The organism is Coleofasciculus sp. B1-GNL1-01 (assembly GCF_040220235.1).
In the GTDB taxonomy this organism is placed as follows: domain Bacteria; phylum Cyanobacteriota; class Cyanobacteriia; order Cyanobacteriales; family Coleofasciculaceae; genus Coleofasciculus.
In genome coordinates, this window is record NZ_JAVJTO010000165.1 from 1 (window position 1) to 22,432 (window position 22,432).

Sequence of the window (22,432 nt, forward strand, 5' to 3'; positions counted from 1 at the left end):
GCAGTTGTTTCTGGGGGACTAGCCCCCCAGACCCCCCAATGGGGGACGAGCGCCTCCCCCATACCCCCTGCGCAACGCTTCGCTAATCCCATACCTCATCCGGTGGTCTTCATCTGTCAATAAGGATGTCAATCAGACTTCATCAAGGTGAACTTCCTAATCAACAAATGACATAAGACAAATGACGAATGACATCAAGACCTTGTAGCACCTGTGGGAATTGGCTCCTCTTGTTCTTCTTCTAATTCTTCATCTTCAAAGGTGTCTTCGTCTTCGTCTTCATACTCCAGTTCAATATCTTCCTCAACCTCAGTGGCGCTGACTGGAATCGAGGTATCCGCACCGTTGATAATCGCCCCTAATAGCGGTGATGGCTCGGCTTCCGTTAATTCTTGAGCTGCCAGATTCAGGATTGATTTGTCGCTGTAACCCGGTCGGGTGACGAGTACCATTCCATCGGCTAGGGGTTCAAGCAACAGGGTATCATTGGACAGGGAGAGCGCTGGACTATCAATAACTACAAAGTCAAAGCGATTGCGAGCATCGCTGATAAGCTGTTGAAATTCTCGCGATTCTAGGATAGCGGCGGCTTGTTTTTGGGGTCCGGGACTGGGTACGATATAGAGATTCTCAATATTTGGGGCTAATTGAATGCAAGCACTCTTAGACCCGTAGTACGGTAAGGGTTGGGTCTTCGCTTCCGGTTCAGGGGTGACGTGGTGGAAATGGGCTTGAGAGGATGAGCGCAAATCGGCTTCAATTAATAGGGTACGCTTACCCGCATGAGCTGACGCGATCGCTAAATTATAAGCGGTGGTGCTTTTACCCTCTCCGTTAACCGTGCTGGCGATTAACACCACTTTCAAGGATTTATTTTCCCCACTACAAAGCTTACTGCGGAACCGTTCGTACACCTCTAAATAAGGTGAACTTGACTTGAGTAAAATACCCGTTTGTCCCAAATCTGGGTCAATGCTCATCACCACAGGCAATTCTGCCAAGACAGGGACATCATGTTGTGCCAGCAATTGCTGGATTTCTTTCGCGGCGTAGAGTTTGCTATCCAAGATAGCTAGGATGAGAATCACACCAGCCGCCGCGACTAAGCCGACAAAGGTTCCCCCAGCGAGGATGACAATCGGATTAGTTGATTCTTTCCCGCCTTTCTTCTGGACGCCGGGAGGCTGACTAACGCTTAGATAGCTCACGGTTTCCGCTTCGGCGGCTTTGGCATCGATGAGTTTAGACTGTAGTGTGTTGTAGAAGTTTTGTTTGAGCTGAAACTGCTGCTGCAAGCGCACCTGCTCAAGCTGCCTAGTGGGAATCTGTTGATAGTCTTGAAGCAGTTCCTGTCCAATTCTTTTGGTCGTTTCCAGTTGATCTTGCAGGGTATCGCGTTGGGTTGATAATGACACCAACGTGTCAGCCAACTGTTTCCGGGCGGGGTCAAGGCTGCTATCGGCTCGGATTTGCGGCGGGGTTAACGCTTCACCTCTGCCGTTCCCCTGAATCACCTCAGCGGCTCGTCGTGCCAGCATTGCTTCATAGGTACGTTGCTGTCGCTGTAACTCCTGCACATTCGGGTGTTGGTCTTTATACCCTTGACTCTTGAGCAGTTCTTCCTGAGTTTCAATTTGTTGTAGTTGTTGACGCAAGCCAGCGATGGTGGGATCAGCGCTGAGAGCAGAGTTCGTATAGGCTTGGTCAGCCGTCAACCCCAACCGCCTCTGCAAACTAGCCATCTGACTCTCAATTCCTTCGAGAGTCTGTTGAATTTGGCGTTGCTGTTGTTGGTTGGCACTAATTTGTGCCAGCAAGCTGTTATCTTCAGCTAGGGCTAAGGCTGCACCCTCAATCCGGTTAAAGGTTTCCAGTTCTTCTTGTGCCTGTTTTAGTTCTTCTTCTGCCTCGGCTGAGCGTGTTTCAATTAAGTCAATCATCGCTTGTAGTCGTCCAGTATTAATCAAACGACTTTGCTCGATCATTTTTTGCATCAGCACTTCTACAGTTTTGGCGGCTTGCTCCGGATCATCATCGTTGTAAAACACTCCGATTATTGATGGAGGCGCGGCTTCTTTGTCTCCTTGCGGCGGGTCGAATCTCAATTTCACATTATCCTTGATTTCTTTAGGATCAGCGCCCACAGCTATAGAGGTAGCTTTAGTTACATTCTCCTCTAACAGATTCTCTTCTGTCAGTTGCAACCCCTGCTGTTTAATTTGCGTTCCAGTTTCCGAAAAGGTTTGCACCGGAGGCGTAACCGACAAAATTCCAACAGCTTCGTAAGACACAGCACTGGGGGGAGATGGCATAATCGCCACAACGCCCGATCCGCCAGTAATTAAAGCAAAAATACCGATACCAATAAATTTATAGCGATCAAGAGCGATTAAATAACGTTTAATTAAGGGGATAGTCATAGCAATTTAACTGAACGAGTCGTGCAGGCGGAGTCTAGGAGAGGATGCACTGAATGGAGGTATACTAAACTAAGAGAACTTATGTCAAAAGGTCTGTGCTTGTATTCTAGCTCAGCACCTCTGTAAGAGGATAGTGGAAGGGATGCGATCACGCAGCCATTCAACGAGCAACGTCTTGTCCGGATAACAAATTGCATCTCTTCCCTGCTCCCAGACGTGCCATGGCACGTCTGGAACACTCATCACAATGCTGATTCAGCAAGCCCTAGTTATTATCCCCTGAGCCAAACACATCCCCGACATTCTCAAAAAAGTTGCGAAATCCCAGAAAATCACTAAAGGGTCGAGTCACTAAACGCAAAGCATAGTTGATTTTAGCGATAAGGCTACGACCAACCACAATAACATCTTCATTCTGCAAAGGGACATTTTGCGCCAAATCACCCATGAGGACAGCCTTCCCATCAATCTCCTGGGTCACAACTTTACCCCGTTCTGGATCAAACCGCATTAAAGCAATCTCACCTAAATCCGCATCCTCCAAACTTGGCGCTAGCGAGGTCAATGCATCAATAAAATTACTGCCATTGGGCAAATCCAGGTTGCCAATTCGACCAGTGGGATAACTCAAGACTCGCAGCCTAATTTGCGGTGTCGCTAGCGTCGAGCGAGAGGCGAGACTGCGGTCATAATCCATAGTTGTACCCGTTTCCAATTCCAATACGACAACAGAATCCCCATCCCGGAGACGCACATCCGGTAAGGCTGTCGCATTTTGCAACGGTGTAAATAAATCAATCTGTTGTTCAATAATCGAATTATCCACAGGAGAACGCCGACGCACGATGACAGTACGCAAGTCAGCCAGATTCGTGGTTCCGCCAGCCGCTTGTAGAGCCGCCGTAAGCTGGGAACCGGGCGCTAGGGAATAATAACCCGGTCGAGTCACTTCACCGGCAATGGTTATTGTAGCGGGACGCAATCCGGCTAGAACCACCGTTACATCAGGGTCAACTACAAATTCACTATACGCGGCGGCTAGTTTCGCTTCAACTTGGTCGGGAGTAAGTCCGAGGACGTTAATTTTACCGACTAAGGGAACTAATATATTCCCTTGTAAATCAATTGTGCCGGAAAAATTAAGGTCAGGAAAACGTTCTACCGTAACCGCAATGGAATCACCAATACCGAGAACATATTCATTAAATTGAGTATCCGGGACTCTTTGCGGCGATTCTTCTGGGTAACCCAGGGGGGGCGGTGGGGCAAAGGGATCAGGAACATTAATATTTACGCCCTCTGTCGGACTATTAATGTCTTGTGGAGGTGGCAAGGTGGGAATTTGGGCATGTTCTCTTTGGGGAGTTGATGCTGAAGGTTCTACTATTCTCTGAGACGTTGCCCAAGCGATTGAATTAATTTGCCCTAACCAGCCAATTGCGATTAATGTGCCGACAGCATACCAATTAACTTTAGCAAAATCTCGCAGAATCCTACGTCTTGTATGCGTAGCATCAAGCGTAGATGAATGCGAGTCAGGATGTAAGTTGTTCACAGACTCCCTTCCTCCATAAATAAGGTTGAACTTTTTTGACATCAGCCGTTAAGTTTTTATCTGCATACAAAGCCACGATGGCACCTAAATTTTGCATACCTCTAACGCGATACACTTCCCCGTCGAATATCACTAAATCGTTTTGTTGGTATGGATATCGAGACTTTCTGATTGAACGTCGCCCCTTGCTTGTTTTTTGCCCTCGATAAATTCTAAGGTTCTCACTGTTTAAGTTTTTATTTCGAGTCCGTCTACCAGAAAACAAGGCTGAACCTGCAACTTTTTTTCCGGTTCTTACATCAATATATTTGGCATCATAGAACTGCTCAAGAGAGCGTCTATTCCTCCTTGTTTGCTCTAAGTTAAGTACTTGGCATCGTATCTGATTTGTCCCACCTGCGATAACAAAAGCATCGTTTTGATGCGTTTTTGGCAACTCCAAAGCTTCTCTATCCGCTTCAGTAATGTAGCCATAAGTTTCTTGAACATTTAAAGTTTCAACTAACTTCTTGTACACTATCGTCATGAATGTTTCAGCTTTAAATGACTTGAGTTTTGGTTCCCATCCAAACAGAGACTTGCCTTTTTTATGATTTGCAGGTGTATGACACTTCGAGCAAAGTGTAATCAGATTAGATGGTTTGTTGCTTCGATCAGGTGGTAATTTCCAAAAGCCTAAATGATGAACTTGCAAAATCTTTTGTTCTGACTTGTTTTTGCAGTCTGGGTTTTGGCACTTGTAACCATCACGATGGCGAACATAAGAAGAAAGATTTTTCCATCCATACTGTTCTCCTTGTTGGTACTGTTCGCCTTGAATCTGAGGGGTTTTGATTTTCTGGATGTCAAACTTGGTTGTCTCAACAACAACTCTAGTCACAGGAAGTCTTGCTTTTATCCGCTCAACTAGCTTGATCTGACTATCAAATTTATGTTGAATGCTTGGAGCCAGCCATTCTTCTTGACGCTCCCGATTATCAAATCTAGGTTGACGATGCCGTAAACGATTACGTCTTGTCCTACGGTATTTTCGACGTTCTGTTATTCGCTCAGACATTCCTTCTAAAAGTTTTAATTCACCTCCGATTAACTCTTCTTTTTCAGTTACAGCACTATACCCAACTGTTTGATAACCCGAATCAATGCCTAAAGTTACAGGTTGAGTATAACCTCGACATCCATAAAGAAGTTGAATTGTAAAAGGTCTACGAGCATAAATTTTGGCTCTGCCACTTTCTAACAACTTTCTCGCTTTACGAGGTGTTGTCGGCATCAAAGGTCTACCATGTTTGTTGACTACGAGTACTTTTTGCATTGGTTTGAACTAGATCAAGTTCGTCTCTTGCGAGTGGTTCACTTCGCCAAAGTTATCTCAGGTTTTGTACGTTCTACACACTTGTGTTACCCATCACAGATGTTTAATGTAAAACCGCAGTGTCACAGAACTGGTGAAGCATTCTGAAGTGCCTATATATTCTGAGATAACGTAGCTATTTCTAGCTGAGGCTAATCAACAAGGGCGCTTTTCACACGCCCCGCTTCTATCCGTTAAGGATGAAGCGTGGGTTGTTGACTCAAAATTATTCCCTCCACATCACTCAATTATCAGGACGGGTTTAGCCACAATTGTAGGGGCGGGTTTAGGGACTCAATTCAAATATCCACCAATAATGGAACAACAAAACCCGCCCTCCCCACCGATAACTCCCCCTGCTTCCCCAGCTCCCTCTGCTCCCTCTGCGCCCCTTAATCCTCTCCCGCCAACGGTTCTGTCATCAACGTTTTTTGCACAGTTTGACTGAGAGATTCAGCGATAGGTTTGACCTCTGCCAAATCCCCTAACGGTTCCATGGGAATCTGGATAGAAACCGCTATCCATGGTACTCGCTGACGCTTTAACTGGGCAATTTGGTCAACCCAAAACCATTGACGGGTGGCGGGATGACCCCCTGTCGCCCAAGCGTACCACTGAACAACGGCAAAGGTTTGTTGTTGAGTCCAAGCGCGAAAGAGACGGGCATTAACTTGCGCCTGCTGGGATTGCGTTTCAACGGTAAAGTTTAAGCGTTGATGGGAATCCTTCTTCCATTGAAAGACACCATTAATATCCATCCATTCAACCTGGGGTTGATCAATCGGACCATTAGGAGGACGTAATAATAACAATACAGGTTTATCCAAGTCTCCCTTAATTTCCTGATACGACCATTTATGTCCCCCTAAGGTTACGGTTCGTTGCTCTAGGGTTTCCCAGCCCGGAATCTCTAACCCCTCAATTTGCACCACTTTGATGCTACTGAAATTGGCAAATCTCGGTGGCTCAATCCACGACCAGTTGCCTGTCAAATAACTGGGTACTGCCCCGATCGCGACAATGACTAACAACAACAGTAACACGATCGCGCGGTTGAATCGCAAGCGTTTAATCACCTGGCGCAGTCTTGAGGATTTCATCTGATTTGCCTTCATGGGCGGAAGAGTTTTGAGTGTTCCAGACGTGTCATGGCGCGTCTTTAAGTTTGTGTAGGGGCGGGTTTAGGGATTTTAGGCTTGGCTATTGATGGTAACGTTTGTACAAAACCCACCCTGACTAAATACAAACGTTTTTTAACCTCCCTCAGATACAGAATCAGGGGTTTGAGGTTCGGCATCAACAGAACGTTCAATGACTTTCAGTAAAAGCACCAGAATACCCAACATTCCCGCCGAATATAGATCTCCACCCCAACTTTCATGCAGCCAATGGAATGCCCCATCCATCCCAGTACCATGGAAGAATGTGAGTAGGGTATTGCGGATAATATTACCAATTACACTAACCAACACCGCACCAATGAGCAACAATGTGGTCTTCTGTCGGGATATCCACGCCCCACTCCAGTACAACAGCATTAAACTCACATATAAACTGGTAAACAGCATCTTTAATCCAGCGCAGTGAGGGGCAACTTCCACAATTCGTCCGCCGACAAATAAGTTAATGCCGACAACATTAACATCAATGCCAAATTGAATCAAAATAAATCCGGCAACTCCGGCAATAAAGCGTTGTAGGGGCAAGGCGTAGGGTTCGATTAAGTAAGGAAAGGCAGTGGGTGTTGCCAAAATCACCAACAGTAGGGGAAAGCTTTGTAAGCGTAAGCCCGGAATCCCTTTAAACCACAAACAAAGTCCCGCTAAAACCGTGGGAAAGGAAATATTAACCAGTTCCGATTGACCCGACAGATAAAAAACACCACCAACTGCCAGTAATCCTAACCCAATATAATTTGATTTATCTGGTATGGCTTGCCACTGCTGGCGATGAGTCCAAGCGATGTAGGCGGCAAAAGGCAAACCAATTAAACCGTGGCTAAAGTATTCATGCTCAATACTAATACTTTTATTCAGCCAGCCATCATACCAGTGGATGAGTAAAGGCGCATAGAGGATAATCAGTAAAGCTGCGATCGCACCATCCCACAGGTGACGGTTAATAGCAGTAGGAATCTTTTGTCCAAGTTGCATAATTGTACCCCGAAATTACAGCCGCCGGATGCGGTTACAACAGGCTATTGAGGCAATCAACCACCCGCTCAATTTGAGCGTTACTTATTCCAGGATACATAGGCAATGATAAAATTTCCTGGCACAGGGTCTCGGCATGGGGAAAATCACCCGCTTGATAGCCCAAATAGTGATAAGCGGGTTGTAAATGGCAAGGGAGGGGATAATGGATACCCGTTTGAATCCCAGCGGTATTGAGTTTCTCTTGCACCATTTCACGAGTCAGGGAACAGGCGGCGGTAATCCGGATGACGTACAGATGATACACATGACCCGTACCGCTTTGGTTTTGGATGGGGATAATCCCTTTATCGGCTAGCGGTGCTAATAATTGGTCATAATACTGGGCGGCGGCGTTGCGAGACTGATTCCATTGGTGTAAGTGGGGTAACTTGGCGTTAAGAATCGCTGCTTGGATGGAATCTAAGCGACTATTTTTGCCCAGTTCTGAGTGATAATATTTACGGGGTGCGCCATAATTCCGCAGCGATCGCAAGGTCTGATAGACATCGGGATCACTCGTCAGGGCGATTCCGCCATCGCCAAACGCGCCTAAATTCTTACTCGGATAAAAGCTAAAACCAGCGGCTTCACCCACCGAACCCGCCCGATACCCGTCCCGTTGGGCTAAATGGGCTTGGGCGGCGTCTTCAAAGAGTAACAGGTTATGGCTATGGGCAAAGTTGAGTGATTGCGGCGGTGATACCATCTGACCATAGAGGTGAACGGGTATAATCGCCTTGGTTTTGGGAGTGATTGCCCTTTGTGCTGCATTCAGGTCAATCAGGGCGGTGTTGGGGTCACAATCGGTTAAGACGGGCGTCGCCTTTGCCTCAAGCACACCAATGAGGGTGGCAATAAACGTATTGGCAGGAACAATCACTTCATCACCTGCACCAATCCCATTTGCTTGTAATCCTAGCGCGATCGCATCCGTCCCGGAAGCGACACCGACACCATACTCTGCACCAGACGCCGCCGCAAATGCTGCTTCCAACTCGGCTAAGGCTTGACCTAAAACGAAATCGCCGCGCTGGATAACCGTCTGAATCGCTTGTTCAATGTCCGCTTGAATCGGCTGGTGTTGCAGCGTCAGATCAACAAAGGGAATGGTTTCTGGGGGTGGGGGGTTCATGAATACACTGGGAAAGAATAGGAGTTTGCTGAGTTAAGTAGGTGGGGACAATTAAAGTTAACGGTAGGGAACTCGCTTCCCTTGAGAAGCAAGCTACGTCATTCGTCATTCGTCCGTCCTTATGTAAGGGTTTGAGACTTTTTAACATAACTTCATAAGGTTGAGTTTATTTCCACCAACCTACTTAGGATTTTATCCCTTATTTAATTTATGTCCGATTTAGGTGCTAATGCCTACCCCTGAATTGTCAAGTTTTGATAAAGTTTCCGGTTAACCTACGTCTGGTAGCAACGTTGTCGGGGCGGGTTTTACCGATAAGACTTTGGTATCTACCGATAACTTAACTAAACCTTAGTTTTTGCGGTATGTGGCGTCACGAAGGGAAGTAAATTTAAAAAGCTACAATTGTAGCTAAGGGAGTAGCATCGGGAGAACTTCATGAATCGGCTACAACGGATGAACTTTAAGACGTTATTGGCTACCGCTCTTTGTTTAAGCCTAATTAACAGTGTAGACCTAGAGGTATCGCGCGATCGCATCAGCGCCTCGATTGATAGGGGTCATGACGCCTATGCTAGAAGTAGTGGGGGACGCAGCGGTGGCGGTTCCTTTAGTCGCGGTTCATCCTCACGTTCGGGGTCCAGCAGTAGCAGCCGTTCATCTTCTCCTAGCCGTTCATCTTCCCCTAGCCGTTCATCTTCCCCTCCATCGTCGTCGAGAACATCTCCATCTCAATCTAATCCTACCAATAGGGGAACAACTGGGGGACGAGCTAGTGGCGGGACATTAGAGAAACCCACATCTCCAACTCCGACTCAAACCAAGCCGCATCAACCAAGTCACTCGTCAACCCATCCCAGGCGTACCTCTCACCCGTCTTCTGGACATGGACATAGTTCCATGGAACTGGAAATTGAAATCGAAAATGACGATAACGATTTCCAGGATTATCCATCAACATCCTATCCAGGGACAACTTCAGCACCGCCTCCCCAAAATCAAACCCTTCCGGATTCAGCGACAACCGATTCAGCACCGCCTCCACAACCCAATCAAACCCTTACCAATCCGGGATCAACGAATAGTACAACTCCACCGCCAGCTACCGCGCCAGCCACGAATCCAACTCAAGCGGTGAACTCCACGAAATCAGCGAACCCGTTACCCGTCTTGATCGCTTTACTATTTTTTGGTGTCGGGATTTTCCTAGTTGTTTATCTACTAATCAGATTAATTTTGTCTCTCCTCAAACGCCGAAAAGCCGCCACCAATGAACTAGACAATGATATTGTCACAGTGAGTAAATTACAGGTCGCCTTATTTGCTCACACCCCAAACTTGCAATCAGAGTTATCGGAACTCGCCTTAACTGTCGATACAACGACTCCCGAAGGCTTACTCGAACTGCTGCAAGAATCGGCGTTAGTTTTGCTACGTCATTCAGATACCTGGAGTCATGTTTCAAGCCGTTCGCAAAGCGTTAATATCGAGGAAGCAAAAACACTATTTACCCAACTTTCGGTAGAAGAACGCAGCAAATTTAGTGCCGAAACCCTGAGCAATGTTGGCGGAAGAGTTCGGCAAAAGGTTCCGGTAATGCCTGATGCTCAAGAAGACCCAGCGGCTTATATTGTCGTGACGCTGTTAGTGGGAACGGCAGATGATCACCCGTTGTTTGGCGATATTCGTTCAGCCGAAACCCTGAATCAGGCATTAAAGAAAGTCGCGTCAGTGCGTCCTGAGTATTTGATGACCGTGGAACTGCTTTGGAGTCCTCAGAGTCAAGACGATAGCCTAACTTATGATGAATTGTTGACCGAATATACGGATATGATTCAAATCATTTAATTAGGAAAAATGCCTCCTCAAGAGGAAAAGTAGAGACGTTGCATGCAACGTCTCTACTAACACAGGGGATTAAATAAAGGGCGATCCGAGCAAATTGAGGGGATAAAGTTGTTGATTTGTGCCAGCGGATCGCCCCTACACAAATACAAAAAGCGACAGGCTCCCGTTTTTATTTCCCATATCCCTATATTGTTAAATTTAATTTTATCCTACTTCTTATCGATGAGAAAAAACCATGAAATTTATCAGTCCTAAAGTTGATTATGCGTTTAAAAAAATATTTGGTTCTGACCAAAGCCAAGAAATACTGATTAGTTTTCTCAATGCCATTATTTATAGTAACAAAAACGTTATTCGTTCTTTAACCATTCTCAACCCATACAATCCTGGTAAAGTTCGAGAGTTAAAGGAGAGCTATTTGGACGTGAGAGCCATTTTGTATGACGGCTCGACTGTTATTATTGAAATGCAAGTATCCAGCACAAAAGCTTTTGATAAACAGGTCGCTTACAACCTCGCTAAGACTTACGCCAATCAGTTAGGCGTTGGCGAAGGTTACTGGCTGTTAAATCCAGTAATTGCTATAAATATTGCTGGTTTTATCATGTTTCAAGAAACCCCTAAAGTTGTGACAAAGTTTATTTTCAAGGAAGAGGAAGAGTCATTTAAGTATAAAGCTGTAGAATTACAACTCATTTTCATAGAATTACCAAAATTCAATAAAACCTTGTCTGAGTTAAATAGTTTGACGGATAAGTGGATTTACTTTATTAAAGAAGCAGCAACCTGGGAAAGCATTCCAGCACCATTAGCGGAAGTATCTGCAATAGAAAAAGCGCTAAATATCGCGAATCAAGCCAATCTCACCGTAGCCGAATTGGAGGAATTGGAGCGGCGAGCAATAATGTTACAAGATGAAACAGGGCGAATCATTCAAGCTAAAGATGAAGGAATTCTACAAGGAAAGCTCGGAGTAGTAATAGCTTTTCTCCAGCAGCGTTTTGGCGAAATTCCTAAAAACATTAGCCGGAAAATCGAAGGTTTGTCTGGAAAAGATTTAGAACGTTTAGTCCAGACAATTTTAAGCTTTAATAGCCTGGAAGATTTGTCGAGTTGGCTGGAACAAGATACATCGGCGGAATAAGCACCATTGTAGAGACGCGCCATGGCGTGTCTCTACATAGGGTCTGCTGAATAAGTCTTGTGGTGGGGAGAGGCAATAGGGAATAGGCAATGGGCAATGGTTTCAACCCTCTGTCGAGGGAGAATTCAGCGCTGAGGTCGGCAAAAATTCCAGGATGCAAGACGGTTATAGTGTAAAAACCTTGCACTTGTTGGGTCGGAAAATGGCTTGAAACCCCTATCTAGTCTACCTTACACACTTATGCAGCAAGCCCTACATAAATGATGTGTCCTAACCGCTATGGCGGTTGCTATATGTGCTTTCGCTAACCTTTTCCTACCCTCATCCCCTCTCAACGTTGAGACCAAGGAATCTCAGACTTATCGGCTAAGAGACTCGCCACAGCCGCTGCGCCATACCGATTAAGATGACTCGGATCAGCAAAATACTGATTCTGATTTTTCCATTGTTCTCCTAAATCAACAAAAACAAACTCATTCCGAGCCGCCTTCTGCTGCATTCGCTTGCGGAATTGCCGTTCACGAGTTAAACGCACCGAATCTAAATAATCATCACTTACAGGCAAATTCACAATCACCAAAGGAATCTGCTGCTGTGCTAAAAACGCCTGAATCGAATTCAACGCCACCGTCTGCGGACCGGCAAAGCTAAAGGGTTGATAATCGGCATCATAACGCCCCGCCACACGCGGATTTTGCTGATAGTACGTTTTTGGGTCAAATTTACTATCCATCGGCAAAAAGCCATTGGCATCCATCGCGATCGCACTGTACCCTGTAGTATTACGTGCCAGTGCTAGTCGTTGCGGTTGGCTTCCCCCTAACTGAGTTAAGAGCAACCGCGTCTCTGGAGTGGTGACAGGATTGCTACTGGTTTCAAAGGAAACGCGGGTTAATCGCCAGCGTTCAGCCGTGTCATTAGCAGGTATAGTATTTCGCGGTTGTGTGGATTTTTCTGAGTCGGGACTCTGGGTAATGGATGCCGGAATCTCTTCACAAGTATTTGGGGTTTTGGTCGTCGATTCCGGTAGGTTGGGGCGATTCCCTGCCATTACCTGTTGATAGCCCGCCGATGTTGCCAAACTATTATAGGTTTTATCCGTTCGCCCACTATTAAACGCCCGCACGCCATCTGCCCAAATCACCAGGCGCGGGAGTTGTTCTGGCGTTAAAAGTTGCCGCAGTTGAAAATCAACCACTTGAGCCGTCGCCCCATTCACGCCAAAGTTGAAAATTTTTAACCCCCCTTTACCGTAACGCGCCAGCACTTGTTGCAGTTGTTGCGGATCAACACCAACTAATGCCCGTGAACTACCTACAATCAGGACATCTGGAGGACCAACGGCGGCGACATAAGACAGATACAGCAGGAGTTGTTCTTCAAAGATGGGGTTATTAAAGCTGGCAAAGGGTAGAGGAGAGGTTTTTGTCGTGGCTTTTTGTTGGGCAACATCTAAGTTGTTTAGATATTCTGCCACCTTTTTCTGAGCAAAGGCTCGTTTCGGACTATCCGGTGGCACCGACTGCATCGCTTCAATCGCTTGAATCCAGCCTAAGACAACCAAATCCCAATCTTGGGGCGATTGGGCAGATTGAGCCAGATTCGCCGCCCCCATCGCTTTGTCAATCGCTTTGGTAAAGGGATCAACTTGGGGCGGACAGGATGGAGAATTTTCCACCGCGAGAATGGATTCAGCCGGGGAGTCCGCTTGGGATGGGGAATGCTGATTTTTAGCCGTATCAGGAGGAGAATTCCATGAACAGCCAGTTACCCCCACCAATAACGCGGCAAGGGCGGTATAGGGACGTTTCCAGTAAAAATTAGCCATAAGGCGATCGCACTCTAGATTTAAACCTTGTGCTGAGAACAATATTCAGCAGGAATTTATAGCCAGATAGTTCTATATTATGCTCAAAATCGGGATCATAATGGAGATCTCAATGTATCCACCCGTCCAGATTTTCTCCCTGTCCCCCTGCACACGGGCGGGTTTAATTCCATCGGGGTGAGGTCAGAAACGATAGTCGTGAAACTCGCCCCTACACAAACTCAAAACTTCACCTCTCCCTCCCCAAGAGAACTACGGCAAAAATCGATCTAACGCCGTCTTCAATTGTTCAATTTCCGCCTCCATGTTACCTTCCTCAGCCGCCCGACCGATACATTCACTTAAATGCTCATCTAGAATAATCCGGGCAACTCGATTTAATGCGCCTCGCACGGCAGCAACTTGCACCAACACATCGGGACAAGGGCGACTTTCCTGTACCATCGTCTTAATCCCTCGGATATGTCCCTCAATTCGAGAAAGCCGATTGACAATTCGCCGCAGAGACTCTTCATCGTGAACATGGGCATGGGTAGATCCAGCATGATCATGATCATGCTCACCATGACTGGTGTGGAAGGATTGATTTAGCGAATGTTGGTCTGAGTCTGACCGAGTATAGGTTTCATTAATCAATGGCTTAGCTCCAGTTCGGGATTGGCAACGTTGATGGATTGGTTCTTACTGTTCATCCTAATCCAGAGTTGAGATGTTTGGGAGCCAGGTTTTCTAAGGAAGGGGAACCGCCCATCGCTGAAACACTCTTGGCTCAAAGAACGTCCTGGATCAACCAGCCAATGTTAAGTGCTTGTGACAATAATTTGGATAGATGATCATAGATACATACAACTGAACTTAAGAATAAGGCTATGCGATTGACAACGTTGTTTCCTCGATTACGCCAAATCAGCGCTTATCTGATCGCGATCGCGACAGGTGTTCTGTTGACGGTTGGGTTTTATAATGTCTCACCCTCTCACGCTGAACCGATCTTGACAAATGAACCCGAATCCCCAATAGTTCTCGCCCAACGCCCACCCATTACCGATATCGGCGGCAGTTTTGTCACGGCGGCGGTGAATCAAGTGGGACCGGCTGTGGTACGAATTGACACGGAACGTACAGTAACACGCCGCCTCGATCCATTTCTTGATGATCCCTTCTTCCGGCGGTTTTTCGGGGAGGATGCGTTTCCCCAAATGCCCCAAGAACGGCGTCTGCGGGGTCAAGGATCTGGGTTTATTATTGATCCCACTGGTGTAGTTGTCACCAATGCCCATGTGGTGGATCGGGCAGATAAGGTAACGGTGATTCTCAAAGACGGACGCCAGTTTGAAGGGAATGTGCAAGGTGTCGATGAAATCACAGATTTAGCGGTGGTCAAAATTGATGGCAACGATTTGCCTGTTGTCTCACTGGGAGACTCGACTAATGTACAAGTTGGGGATTGGGCGATCGCGGTGGGCAATCCCTTGGGGTTAGATAATACCGTGACGCTAGGGATTATCAGTACTCTCCAGCGATCGAGTGCAGAAGCTGGGATTCCCGAAAAACGACTTGATTTCATTCAAACCGACGCCGCCATTAACCCTGGTAACTCTGGGGGTCCACTGTTAAACCAACAGGGACAAGTGATTGGTATCAATACCGCGATTCGTCCAGATGCGATGGGGATTGGGTTTGCCATTCCCATTAATAAAGCTAAAGAAATTACCGCCAAGCTGATGCGGGGTGAAAAAGTTGTCCACCCATTCATCGGTATTCGCATGACTACCCTAACCCCGCAACTGGCGCAAGAAAATAATCGCGATCCCAATTCCTCGTTTATGGTACCGGAAGTGAATGGGGTTTTAGTCGTGCAAGTTGTACCTGATTCTCCAGCAGCAGCAGGAGGTATGCGTCGTGGGGATGTTGTCACAGCCATTAATGGACAATCGGTGACGAGTGCAGAACAGTTACAACGTTTAGTTGAGAATAGTGGTGTGAATCAAGTTCTCCAAGTCAAAGTGGTGCGGGGTAACCAGACGAAAACTTTATCAGTCCGCACCAGCGAAATGCGAGAAACAACGTAACGAAACATATCGGTTTGATTCAAAGGGCGCACGTCTGTGCGCCCCTACCATTCCAATCCATCACGTTTCTCGGACACACTTTCAGGCGCGATCGCAGCTAAATCAACTGCTACCTCCCGTCCCATCTGTTCAGCTAACTGTTGAAACGCCTTGGTGACAACCTGCCGCATGAGTTCGCCATATCCGCCATCCATTCCTACTGCCCAATCTCTCAACCTCAGACGGGTTTCATGCTCGCTCGCTGCCTGAGTATAAATTGATTTCCAAACCTCTGGGTGTTCCAGCAGTGCATCCGGTAATCTCATGAGCGGCAGAAAAGGTCTTGCCCAGGTTAGGGTTGGCAAGGATAAGGCTGGTAGCCAGTCAGTATATGTCCTCAATTCTAATTTCGATACCTCGATTAGCTATCCTTTGCAAAGATGCATTAACCTCATCGCGGACTTGTTCAGAAGGGTCGTACTTCATCTGTAAAAGCTCCGCATATGCCTTTTGTGCTAGTTGTTGGTCATGAGAATCCTTGACAATATGCTCTAATCCATGAGGTATCAACGAACGCGGTTCCGCCGCTTCGATATTCTTCAGTCGGCATAATACTTGAAATGCTTGCTCGTTGGCAAAGTATTCCCCTAGCATTTCCGATATTACAAACCATGCCATCCAATCCGTAAATGAACTGTAGGAACTTTCTAGCAACGGCAGGAGCCGATTTTTCTGATCTTCAGAGAGGAATTCCCAATTTTCTATTTCTAAAATATAGAGTAAATGCCATGCTCCTTTTGAGGTCAAGAAACGATTTTGTTTGAGAAAACCAAGAATCAAGTTTAAGTACTTATCTGGAAAATAGCTGAGTCCTGAAACGGCAGATGATATGGCTTTTGCACATTCTTTCATCTGCATTTCTTCTCCTGAATTAATAGCTTGTTCAATAGCTTCTGAAAATAGTTCTGGAGAAATTTTTTCAATAGAATCGTAAGCGATTAACATTGCAGAGTTAATTCGATCTCGTTGGGCAAAGGACAAACTCTCTCTAGGAATTTGAAAGAGCATTGCAAAATACCATCCTCCTCCTAGACCTATAAATTTCGGTTGCTCTAGTAAATTGATGAAAAAATCTATATCTTCTGGACTAAAATTTTTTTCCTCCAACATTAAACCTTTGAGTTTATAAAAACATTCCCTAAGTAGCTTAGTATCACCGCAAATGAGGGCTTGATAGATAGTTTTTTTGAATTGTTCAATCATAACTTATTCTCGTTATATTGGGGGTCTTCATAGATATTTATGCTCAGCTCTATTTAATGAATAGGTCGCCGATCGATTAACTGTAGTCCTAATAGGCTAGCTAGTGTAATTAGTGCTGCCAAACCCCAGGATGGAAGGGTGACAGCCGCTCCTATGACTATAGCCCCAGCAACTATAATCACTCCTGCTCTAACTGCCCAGTCAGGTAGTCTAAACCAATTAACATTTGGATCGTCTGATTCTCGAACATCTTCAGGGAGTTGACCGCACTTTGCCACATATTTTGCTTTTTGTGCAGCTAAACTTTCTTTTGCTTCATTAATCAGCCGCCGATGACCTCTCTTACTGAGTCTAGGTTTTTTATCATCATCTGGGTGAGTCTCAGGTAAGTTATGTAGATTTTCTGCTAGTTCTCCTATCCGTTTTCTGACTTCTTGTATAAGATTGCGTATTCTTCGTAAAATGTCTGCACATTCTTTTTCAGTTCCTCCTCCTTTGTTGTTACTTAGCTCTACTTGTGGATTTATTTCTTTTTCATTAGTAAATTGTTTGGATTGAGCGATCTCTTTAATATTTAGTGCAATCTGTTCTCTTCCTTGCTGTACCACATGAGTCAACTCGTTGGCAGTCCACTCATTATTACCAGGAGACTTCCCAGCCCCAAAGAAAATATCCCGCTCATGAGTAAACGCCTGAGCGCCCAACTCCCGACTCATCTGCACGGCTTCACCACCCGTATGCACCCTTACTGAGCTGAAATCTGCACCAAAGCGCGGCTCCATGAAGCTTCGCACCTCATGCGATAAAGGACTACCACCGCCCTTAGAGGCATTCAACTGAGTCTCTACATTACTGCTCGTCTCAAAGCCGCCATCTGAGGTTGCCTTAGCTTGAACCTTTTCTTGCTTCTCATCCTCTAATGCCATCTCCCGTTGCACTAGGGGAGTAATAGAAGCAGCGATTGGTTTAGCTTGCACTTTCTCAACCTTTTCCTCGGCTATCCCTTCCCGTTGAATTGGCTGATTGTTGACAGGTGCAGGCATTAACATCACCTGACGCGCTACGGTATCAGCTTCCACCTCATACTTATCCCCAGGCGCACCATTGGAGTCCAGGAGGAATTGTTCTTTTGTAGGGGTTTATACATGATGCCGCCTCAGTTACCTGATGATTTATTGAATCCAGCTTAATCCTGGAGGAAACTCTATCATTCTATCTCCTCATCGCCTATCCAGAACACTATCAGTACACACCAGCGAACTGCGAGAAACAACGTAGCGCATAAAGCATAAATCTTGCCATAACGCACTGTCATCAAGTTGGATGGGTGCGTTACTTCGTTAACGCAGCCGACAAGATCCGCGATCGCACTCAAAAAAGCGATCGCCTACACTTGATTAGATTGTGATTTTAACACGGCTAATTTTGCTATAATGCTCTGACTATGATGAGCTAATAGTGGGAAACGCTTTTCAAGTAAATTCAATACTTGACAAATTTCGGATGCATCAGAAGTAATTGTTAATGGTATTTTGCGATCTATCAAATCACCTAATATATTGAGCATAACGGTAGCTAAATCTTCATCCGCATTTTCAAAAAAAGTCAATAGCGATTTCATGGCTTCCGTGTCACCAAGCCTGTATTTAGCTGCTAATAGTTCAGCTTTAACTTCTAGGGAATCTTCTGATTCAATGTAAGTTTGAAGCTGTGGTAATAGATCGGGTTTACCTACAAGTCCGAGGGAGTTAGCCGTATATGACCGAACTGCTTCATCAGGATCTTGCATTGCTGATTTTAAAGTATCTAGAGCATCAGGATCTCCTAGATCTCCAAGCGTTTCTGCTGCTGACGCCCGAACCAGGGGAGCCGAATCGTTAAGTAACAAGGACTCGATTGAATCTCTTGCTGGTTTATAAGCAAGTATTCCCAAGGAATCTGTTGCCCCCGATCTAACCAGCTCTTTTGGATCGACTAGTAAGTTTATAAGTGCACAGCCAACAGATTCAATTTCGTTTTCTCCCAAATCACCAAGAGCTTCTGCTGCACAGAAGCGAATTCCCTCATCAGAAGAATGCAGTAATTCTAATATCACGGGGACAGCCGAATCAGCTTTCATTTTGACTAATTCCTGAAGTGCAAAAGCTTGCTCTTTAGGTTCGCCAGAAGCACACTTTTCTATTAACTTATTAATCCTAGTATCTTGCATGAAAATAACTCCTTAACTCTAACTATCGCGACTATGGCGACTGTGCCTACATCTTTTTGCTTTTTGGGTTGCTTTGATTCTGTTGATTTTGTTGGTATCTCCAGCAGCTTTAGCTGCCGCCATCAAGATAGCCAGTGCTTCACAAATATCTCCAGCTCTACCGCTACTTATGAGTTCGTTAGCTTCTGCCAATATGCCTGTATCCGCTTGATTTCCCCGAGCAGCCATTGGGAAAATATGTTCTCGAATATAATCTTCAATTTCCCTTAGCCCCTCTCTAGCCGTATCACCCGCTCTATTAAGTATATTTTCAAGGTCTTCCAGAGTACCATCAATACCTCTAGTAATAACATTACTAATCCTGCCAATTTCTTCCCAACCGCCGTTGTTCAAGTACCAAACAACAATCCCAAATCCAACAATTGTCAAACCCACAGGACCAAAAACAACAGCAGGTGCAGCCACAGCAACTCGTTGGATTACCTCAGTTTTCATCCGTGCTATTGGCTTTGAAGCAGTGGTCTGCTGCACTACATGAGTCAACTCATGCGCCAACAACTCTTGCCCATCCCGACTCCCTGGATTATATTCTCCCTGTTTAAAAAAGATATCCGGACCCGTCGTAAACGCCCGGGCATTTAAGGAGCGATTAAGCTGATCAGCATTGCTATTGTTATGCACCCTCACGCCACTAAAATCAGCCCCAAACGCCTGTTCCATTGGCTCTCTAACGTCCTCGGAAAGCCCCTGTCCGCTACCTTTGGCTTGTTGAATACTTTGCTCAACAGAAGCATCAACCGCACCTCCACCAACTCCGCCATCACGCATCACTGTTGGCTGAGCTACTGGTTCTACTTTTCCTTGTACGGATTGCTGGGACGTGGGAGAATTAATCTGTTCGACGACTTTTGCCGCTACTGTGTCGGCTTCCTGTTCGTACTTATCTCCTGGTTGCCCGACTGTTAACTTTCTCTGGAGTGGACTCAGGGTGTGTGGAGTCAGGGTAGGCATTCTCTGTCTGACGACATCAGCAACTGAAATCCTTGATTCTGACTGAGGCTGTACTGTTGGCGTTTCTGTATCCGCGATCGCACTAACCAAAACAGCCATCGCCTACACGTTATTAGATTGTCATTTTAACACAGCTAATTTTGCTATCTACTGTCTCGTTAAATGGGGCTTTCCAGGACAAATTCCCAAGCGCGATCGCACGGCTTCCCCTTCACCTTATACCTTTTCTCCGATTTGACGTTTTAATTTACCGTCTCCATCGCCTTACCAACTTTATAGGAGACGTCGCTTCTAGGCAAACCTCACCTGCCTGCAACTGTAATACGACCCCCACAGACTCTCCAAAGGCAGGTTGATCTGTTATTTTGGGAAAAGTCATATAAAATTCCAAAGAATCATTGGCGCTAACTTGGAAAGACTGGGGGTCTAAACTGACTTGTTCCTCTCGATCCCAGACAGTAACTGGCTGTACTAACTGACGCTCATCTCCTACCTTTAACCAAAGATGTTTCACAGAAGCTGAAAGGGGAGAATCGTCGGGGTTATTCAGTTCAAAGTGACCATGACCTATAGCTAGGTTTGACTCATAAGTGATGGTAACCGTTTGTCCAGTGAGAGTAGGAGACATAGGAGGATTCGGGTTAACGACATTGAGAAAGTAGCTGAGAAAGTGGATTAACATGTCCATTTAGAAGTATCATGTGTCACTTCGTTAACTGTCCGGATTGGACCAGGAACCTTTTCGCCAATCTTTGCAGGTCGAACATAAACACTACCATCTGGGCGAAGAACCTCCACATCAGGACCAGAACCTAATCGTCCGATGATTTCCTCTCCTCCTCCTGCAACTGAAGGGTACTCAGCCGCTACAAATTCGTCTACCTTAGCTTGATCAGCATACTCCCGCCCTTGAGCATCACTGGAGCGAAGTTCAGGAAACCCAGAGAGACCCATTCCGATAGAAAATTCCTCCCCAATTCGATAAGCATAGCCTTCTACCTCTTGAGTAGTAGAGTGGGTACTAGGTTGCTTAGCATGGAGTACCTCGTGGTAAAGAGTTTCCGCAACTGCCTCGCAGGTTTCATCATTGAGAAGACCAATTTCCCTGTCAGATGTGCTTTGGTATCCTCCACCAGGAAATGGATCTACAACCCAAGATTTACCATCCCACTTCTCGTCATCCCAGAAGATACTATCAAAGGATTTGACAGTATAGGAACTCAGTACATCAACCGTGTGAGGACTCCAAGGACAGAGAATATCCTTTACGCAAGACCAATTCCACGTAGCTCTTAATTTAGCCTTAGCCGGAAGAGTCACAGGTGGGAAACGAGCATCAAGAGCAGCCATTGTTTTCGGACCAACCAGTCCATCGGGTACAAGACCTTTGCCTTTTTGAAATTGACGAACTGCGGCATCAGTTTCTGCGCCAAATTCCCCGTCTGCTCCAAATTTTGGCAGGGGGATGCCGATGTCGTATAAAGCTTGCTGGATAGCTTGCACACCTCGACCAGAGGAGCCTTTCTTAATCAGGGTTTCGTCATCGTATGCTTCCTCCAAATCCAGCAATTTGGAGAAACGAGGAGAGGTTAAGTCATGTCCATCCCCTAGAGTTCTTTGCAAAGTTTGTTTTTGACCAACTCCCTGCTGAACTACATGAGTTAATTCATGTGCCAATAACTCTTGCCCATCCCGACTTCCTGGATTATATTCTCCCTGCTTAAAAAAGATATCCGGACCTGTCGTAAACGCCCGGGCATTTAAGGAGCGATTAAGCTGATCAGCATTGCTATTGTTATGCACCCTCACGCCACTAAAATCAGCCCCAAACGCCTGTTCCATTGGCTCTCTAACGTCCTCGGAAAGCCCCTGTCCGCCACCTTTGGCTTGCTGAATACTTTGCTCAACGGAAGCATCAACCGTACCTCCACCAACACCACCATCACGCCTCACTGTTGGCTCAACGACAGGCTCTACTTTTCCTTGTACGGATTGCTGGGACGTGGGAGAATTAATCTGTTCGACGACTTTTGCCGCTACTGTGTCGGCTTCCTGTTCGTACTTATCTCCTGGCTGCCCGACTGTTAACTTTCTCTGGAGTAGAGTCAGGGTGTGTGGAGTCAGGGTGGACATTCTCTGTCCGACGACATCAGCAACTGAAATCCTTGATTCTGACTGAGGCTGCACTGTTGGCGTTTCTGTCTCCTGAGACCCCTTGGCTTCCAGACTTCGCATCACATTCGCGGCTAGTCTATCCGCCGACTCTCTGGAATACTCCCCTATTTCCGGCGACTGAGACGATTTTTGATTTGGCTTGGGTTGAATCGAAAAATGCCCTAATTTAGACGGACTCTTGCTCTTTTTCTGTGCCGTTGTTGGAGTCCAGGAGGAATTTTTCTTTTGTAGGGGTTTATACATGATG

The 22,432-nt window shown here is 46.0% G+C and carries 18 protein-coding genes; 3 read left to right on the top strand and 15 right to left on the bottom strand.

Annotation, left to right across the window (positions count from 1 at the left end; all coding sequences use genetic code 11):
* Positions 1-194: 194 nt before the first annotated feature.
* The 6 genes from RID53_RS35360 to RID53_RS35385 all read right to left on the bottom strand — a co-directional run bounded on the left by RID53_RS35360 (position 195) and on the right by RID53_RS35385 (position 8,656).
* Positions 195-2,420 (bottom strand): GumC family protein, encoded by a 2,226-nt coding sequence (locus RID53_RS35360; RefSeq protein WP_446392540.1) that lies wholly within the window; start codon positions 2,418-2,420, stop codon positions 195-197.
* A gap of 265 nt (positions 2,421-2,685) precedes the next feature.
* Positions 2,686-3,975, bottom strand: coding sequence for a polysaccharide biosynthesis/export family protein (locus tag RID53_RS35365; RefSeq protein WP_446392541.1), 1,290 nt, complete (start codon positions 3,973-3,975; stop codon positions 2,686-2,688).
* Positions 3,956-5,290, bottom strand: coding sequence for an RNA-guided endonuclease IscB (gene iscB / locus RID53_RS35370; protein WP_446392542.1), 1,335 nt, complete (start codon positions 5,288-5,290; stop codon positions 3,956-3,958). Before iscB ends, RID53_RS35365 begins: the two co-directional genes overlap by 20 nt.
* Before the next feature lie 431 nt (positions 5,291-5,721).
* Positions 5,722-6,429, bottom strand: coding sequence for a cyanoexosortase B system-associated protein (locus tag RID53_RS35375; protein ID WP_446392543.1), 708 nt, complete (start codon positions 6,427-6,429; stop codon positions 5,722-5,724).
* A 153-nt stretch (positions 6,430-6,582) separates the two neighbouring features.
* Positions 6,583-7,482, bottom strand: a complete 900-nt coding sequence (gene crtB / locus RID53_RS35380; protein ID WP_446392544.1) for a cyanoexosortase B — start codon at positions 7,480-7,482, stop codon at positions 6,583-6,585.
* A 34-nt stretch (positions 7,483-7,516) separates the two neighbouring features.
* A complete protein-coding gene (locus tag RID53_RS35385; protein WP_446392545.1) occupies positions 7,517-8,656 on the bottom strand; it encodes a DegT/DnrJ/EryC1/StrS family aminotransferase in 1,140 nt (379 codons plus the stop codon).
* Positions 8,657-9,094: 438 nt separating this feature from the next.
* Here RID53_RS35385 and RID53_RS35390 point away from each other — a divergent pair, with 438 nt between their 5' ends.
* Entirely contained in the window at positions 9,095-10,504 is a 1,410-nt protein-coding gene (locus RID53_RS35390) for a DUF1517 domain-containing protein (RefSeq protein ID WP_446392546.1), read from the top strand.
* Between the two features lie 235 nt (positions 10,505-10,739).
* Positions 10,740-11,648 (top strand): Rpn family recombination-promoting nuclease/putative transposase, encoded by a 909-nt coding sequence (locus RID53_RS35395; RefSeq protein WP_446392547.1) that lies wholly within the window; start codon positions 10,740-10,742, stop codon positions 11,646-11,648.
* A gap of 331 nt (positions 11,649-11,979) precedes the next feature.
* On the opposite strand, the gene RID53_RS35400 is transcribed toward RID53_RS35395, so the two are convergent.
* Together RID53_RS35400 and RID53_RS35405 are read right to left on the bottom strand one after the other, a co-directional pair.
* Entirely contained in the window at positions 11,980-13,476 is a 1,497-nt protein-coding gene (locus tag RID53_RS35400) for a hypothetical protein (protein WP_446392548.1), read from the bottom strand.
* Between the two features lie 252 nt (positions 13,477-13,728).
* Positions 13,729-14,112 (bottom strand): metal-sensing transcriptional repressor, encoded by a 384-nt coding sequence (locus RID53_RS35405; RefSeq protein WP_446392549.1) that lies wholly within the window; start codon positions 14,110-14,112, stop codon positions 13,729-13,731.
* Positions 14,113-14,345: 233 nt separating this feature from the next.
* On the opposite strand from RID53_RS35405, the gene RID53_RS35410 reads away from it, so the two are divergent.
* The gene (locus tag RID53_RS35410; protein ID WP_446392550.1) at positions 14,346-15,548 is read left to right on the top strand and encodes an HhoA/HhoB/HtrA family serine endopeptidase; all 1,203 of its coding nucleotides are present in this window, start codon (positions 14,346-14,348) and stop codon (positions 15,546-15,548) included.
* A 44-nt stretch (positions 15,549-15,592) separates the two neighbouring features.
* Here the strand turns inward: RID53_RS35410 and RID53_RS35415 are convergent, their stop codons facing one another.
* From RID53_RS35415 to RID53_RS35445, 7 genes are all read right to left on the bottom strand, one after another.
* Entirely contained in the window at positions 15,593-15,853 is a 261-nt protein-coding gene (locus RID53_RS35415; RefSeq protein WP_446392551.1) for a hypothetical protein, read from the bottom strand.
* 58 nt (positions 15,854-15,911) lie between these two features.
* Positions 15,912-16,790, bottom strand: a complete 879-nt coding sequence (locus RID53_RS35420) for a hypothetical protein (protein WP_446392552.1) — start codon at positions 16,788-16,790, stop codon at positions 15,912-15,914.
* Between the two features lie 53 nt (positions 16,791-16,843).
* Entirely contained in the window at positions 16,844-17,869 is a 1,026-nt protein-coding gene (locus RID53_RS35425; protein WP_446392553.1) for an eCIS core domain-containing protein, read from the bottom strand.
* A 308-nt stretch (positions 17,870-18,177) separates the two neighbouring features.
* A complete protein-coding gene (locus RID53_RS35430; RefSeq protein ID WP_446392554.1) occupies positions 18,178-18,999 on the bottom strand; it encodes a HEAT repeat domain-containing protein in 822 nt (273 codons plus the stop codon).
* Positions 19,000-19,017: 18 nt separating this feature from the next.
* The gene (locus RID53_RS35435; RefSeq protein ID WP_446392555.1) at positions 19,018-20,109 is read right to left on the bottom strand and encodes an eCIS core domain-containing protein; all 1,092 of its coding nucleotides are present in this window, start codon (positions 20,107-20,109) and stop codon (positions 19,018-19,020) included.
* A gap of 148 nt (positions 20,110-20,257) precedes the next feature.
* Positions 20,258-20,638, bottom strand: a complete 381-nt coding sequence (locus RID53_RS35440; protein ID WP_446358707.1) for a hypothetical protein — start codon at positions 20,636-20,638, stop codon at positions 20,258-20,260.
* 47 nt (positions 20,639-20,685) lie between these two features.
* Positions 20,686-22,428 carry an eCIS core domain-containing protein gene (locus tag RID53_RS35445; RefSeq protein WP_446392556.1) on the bottom strand — a complete coding sequence of 581 codons (1,743 nt, stop codon included), beginning with the start codon at positions 22,426-22,428 and terminating at the stop codon, positions 20,686-20,688.
* Positions 22,429-22,432: the final 4 nt, after the last annotated feature.

Excerpts from the sequence above, each read along its gene's own strand:
- RID53_RS35360 (WP_446392540.1), bottom strand. The coding sequence starts at position 2,420 with ATGACTATCCCCTTAATTAAACGTTATTTAATCGCTCTTGATCGCTAT.
- iscB (WP_446392542.1), bottom strand. The coding sequence starts at position 5,290 with ATGCAAAAAGTACTCGTAGTCAACAAACATGGTAGACCTTTGATGCCG.
- RID53_RS35375 (WP_446392543.1), bottom strand. The coding sequence starts at position 6,429 with ATGAAATCCTCAAGACTGCGCCAGGTGATTAAACGCTTGCGATTCAAC.
- crtB (WP_446392544.1), bottom strand. The coding sequence starts at position 7,482 with ATGCAACTTGGACAAAAGATTCCTACTGCTATTAACCGTCACCTGTGG.
- RID53_RS35385 (WP_446392545.1), bottom strand. The coding sequence starts at position 8,656 with ATGAACCCCCCACCCCCAGAAACCATTCCCTTTGTTGATCTGACGCTG.
- RID53_RS35390 (WP_446392546.1), top strand. The coding sequence starts at position 9,095 with ATGAATCGGCTACAACGGATGAACTTTAAGACGTTATTGGCTACCGCT.
- RID53_RS35395 (WP_446392547.1), top strand. The coding sequence starts at position 10,740 with ATGAAATTTATCAGTCCTAAAGTTGATTATGCGTTTAAAAAAATATTT.
- RID53_RS35400 (WP_446392548.1), bottom strand. The coding sequence starts at position 13,476 with ATGGCTAATTTTTACTGGAAACGTCCCTATACCGCCCTTGCCGCGTTA.
- RID53_RS35410 (WP_446392550.1), top strand. The coding sequence starts at position 14,346 with ATGCGATTGACAACGTTGTTTCCTCGATTACGCCAAATCAGCGCTTAT.
- RID53_RS35415 (WP_446392551.1), bottom strand. The coding sequence starts at position 15,853 with ATGAGATTACCGGATGCACTGCTGGAACACCCAGAGGTTTGGAAATCA.
- RID53_RS35420 (WP_446392552.1), bottom strand. The coding sequence starts at position 16,790 with ATGATTGAACAATTCAAAAAAACTATCTATCAAGCCCTCATTTGCGGT.
- RID53_RS35430 (WP_446392554.1), bottom strand. The coding sequence starts at position 18,999 with ATGCAAGATACTAGGATTAATAAGTTAATAGAAAAGTGTGCTTCTGGC.
- RID53_RS35435 (WP_446392555.1), bottom strand. The coding sequence starts at position 20,109 with ATGGCTGTTTTGGTTAGTGCGATCGCGGATACAGAAACGCCAACAGTA.
- RID53_RS35440 (WP_446358707.1), bottom strand. The coding sequence starts at position 20,638 with ATGTCTCCTACTCTCACTGGACAAACGGTTACCATCACTTATGAGTCA.
- RID53_RS35445 (WP_446392556.1), bottom strand. The coding sequence starts at position 22,428 with ATGTATAAACCCCTACAAAAGAAAAATTCCTCCTGGACTCCAACAACG.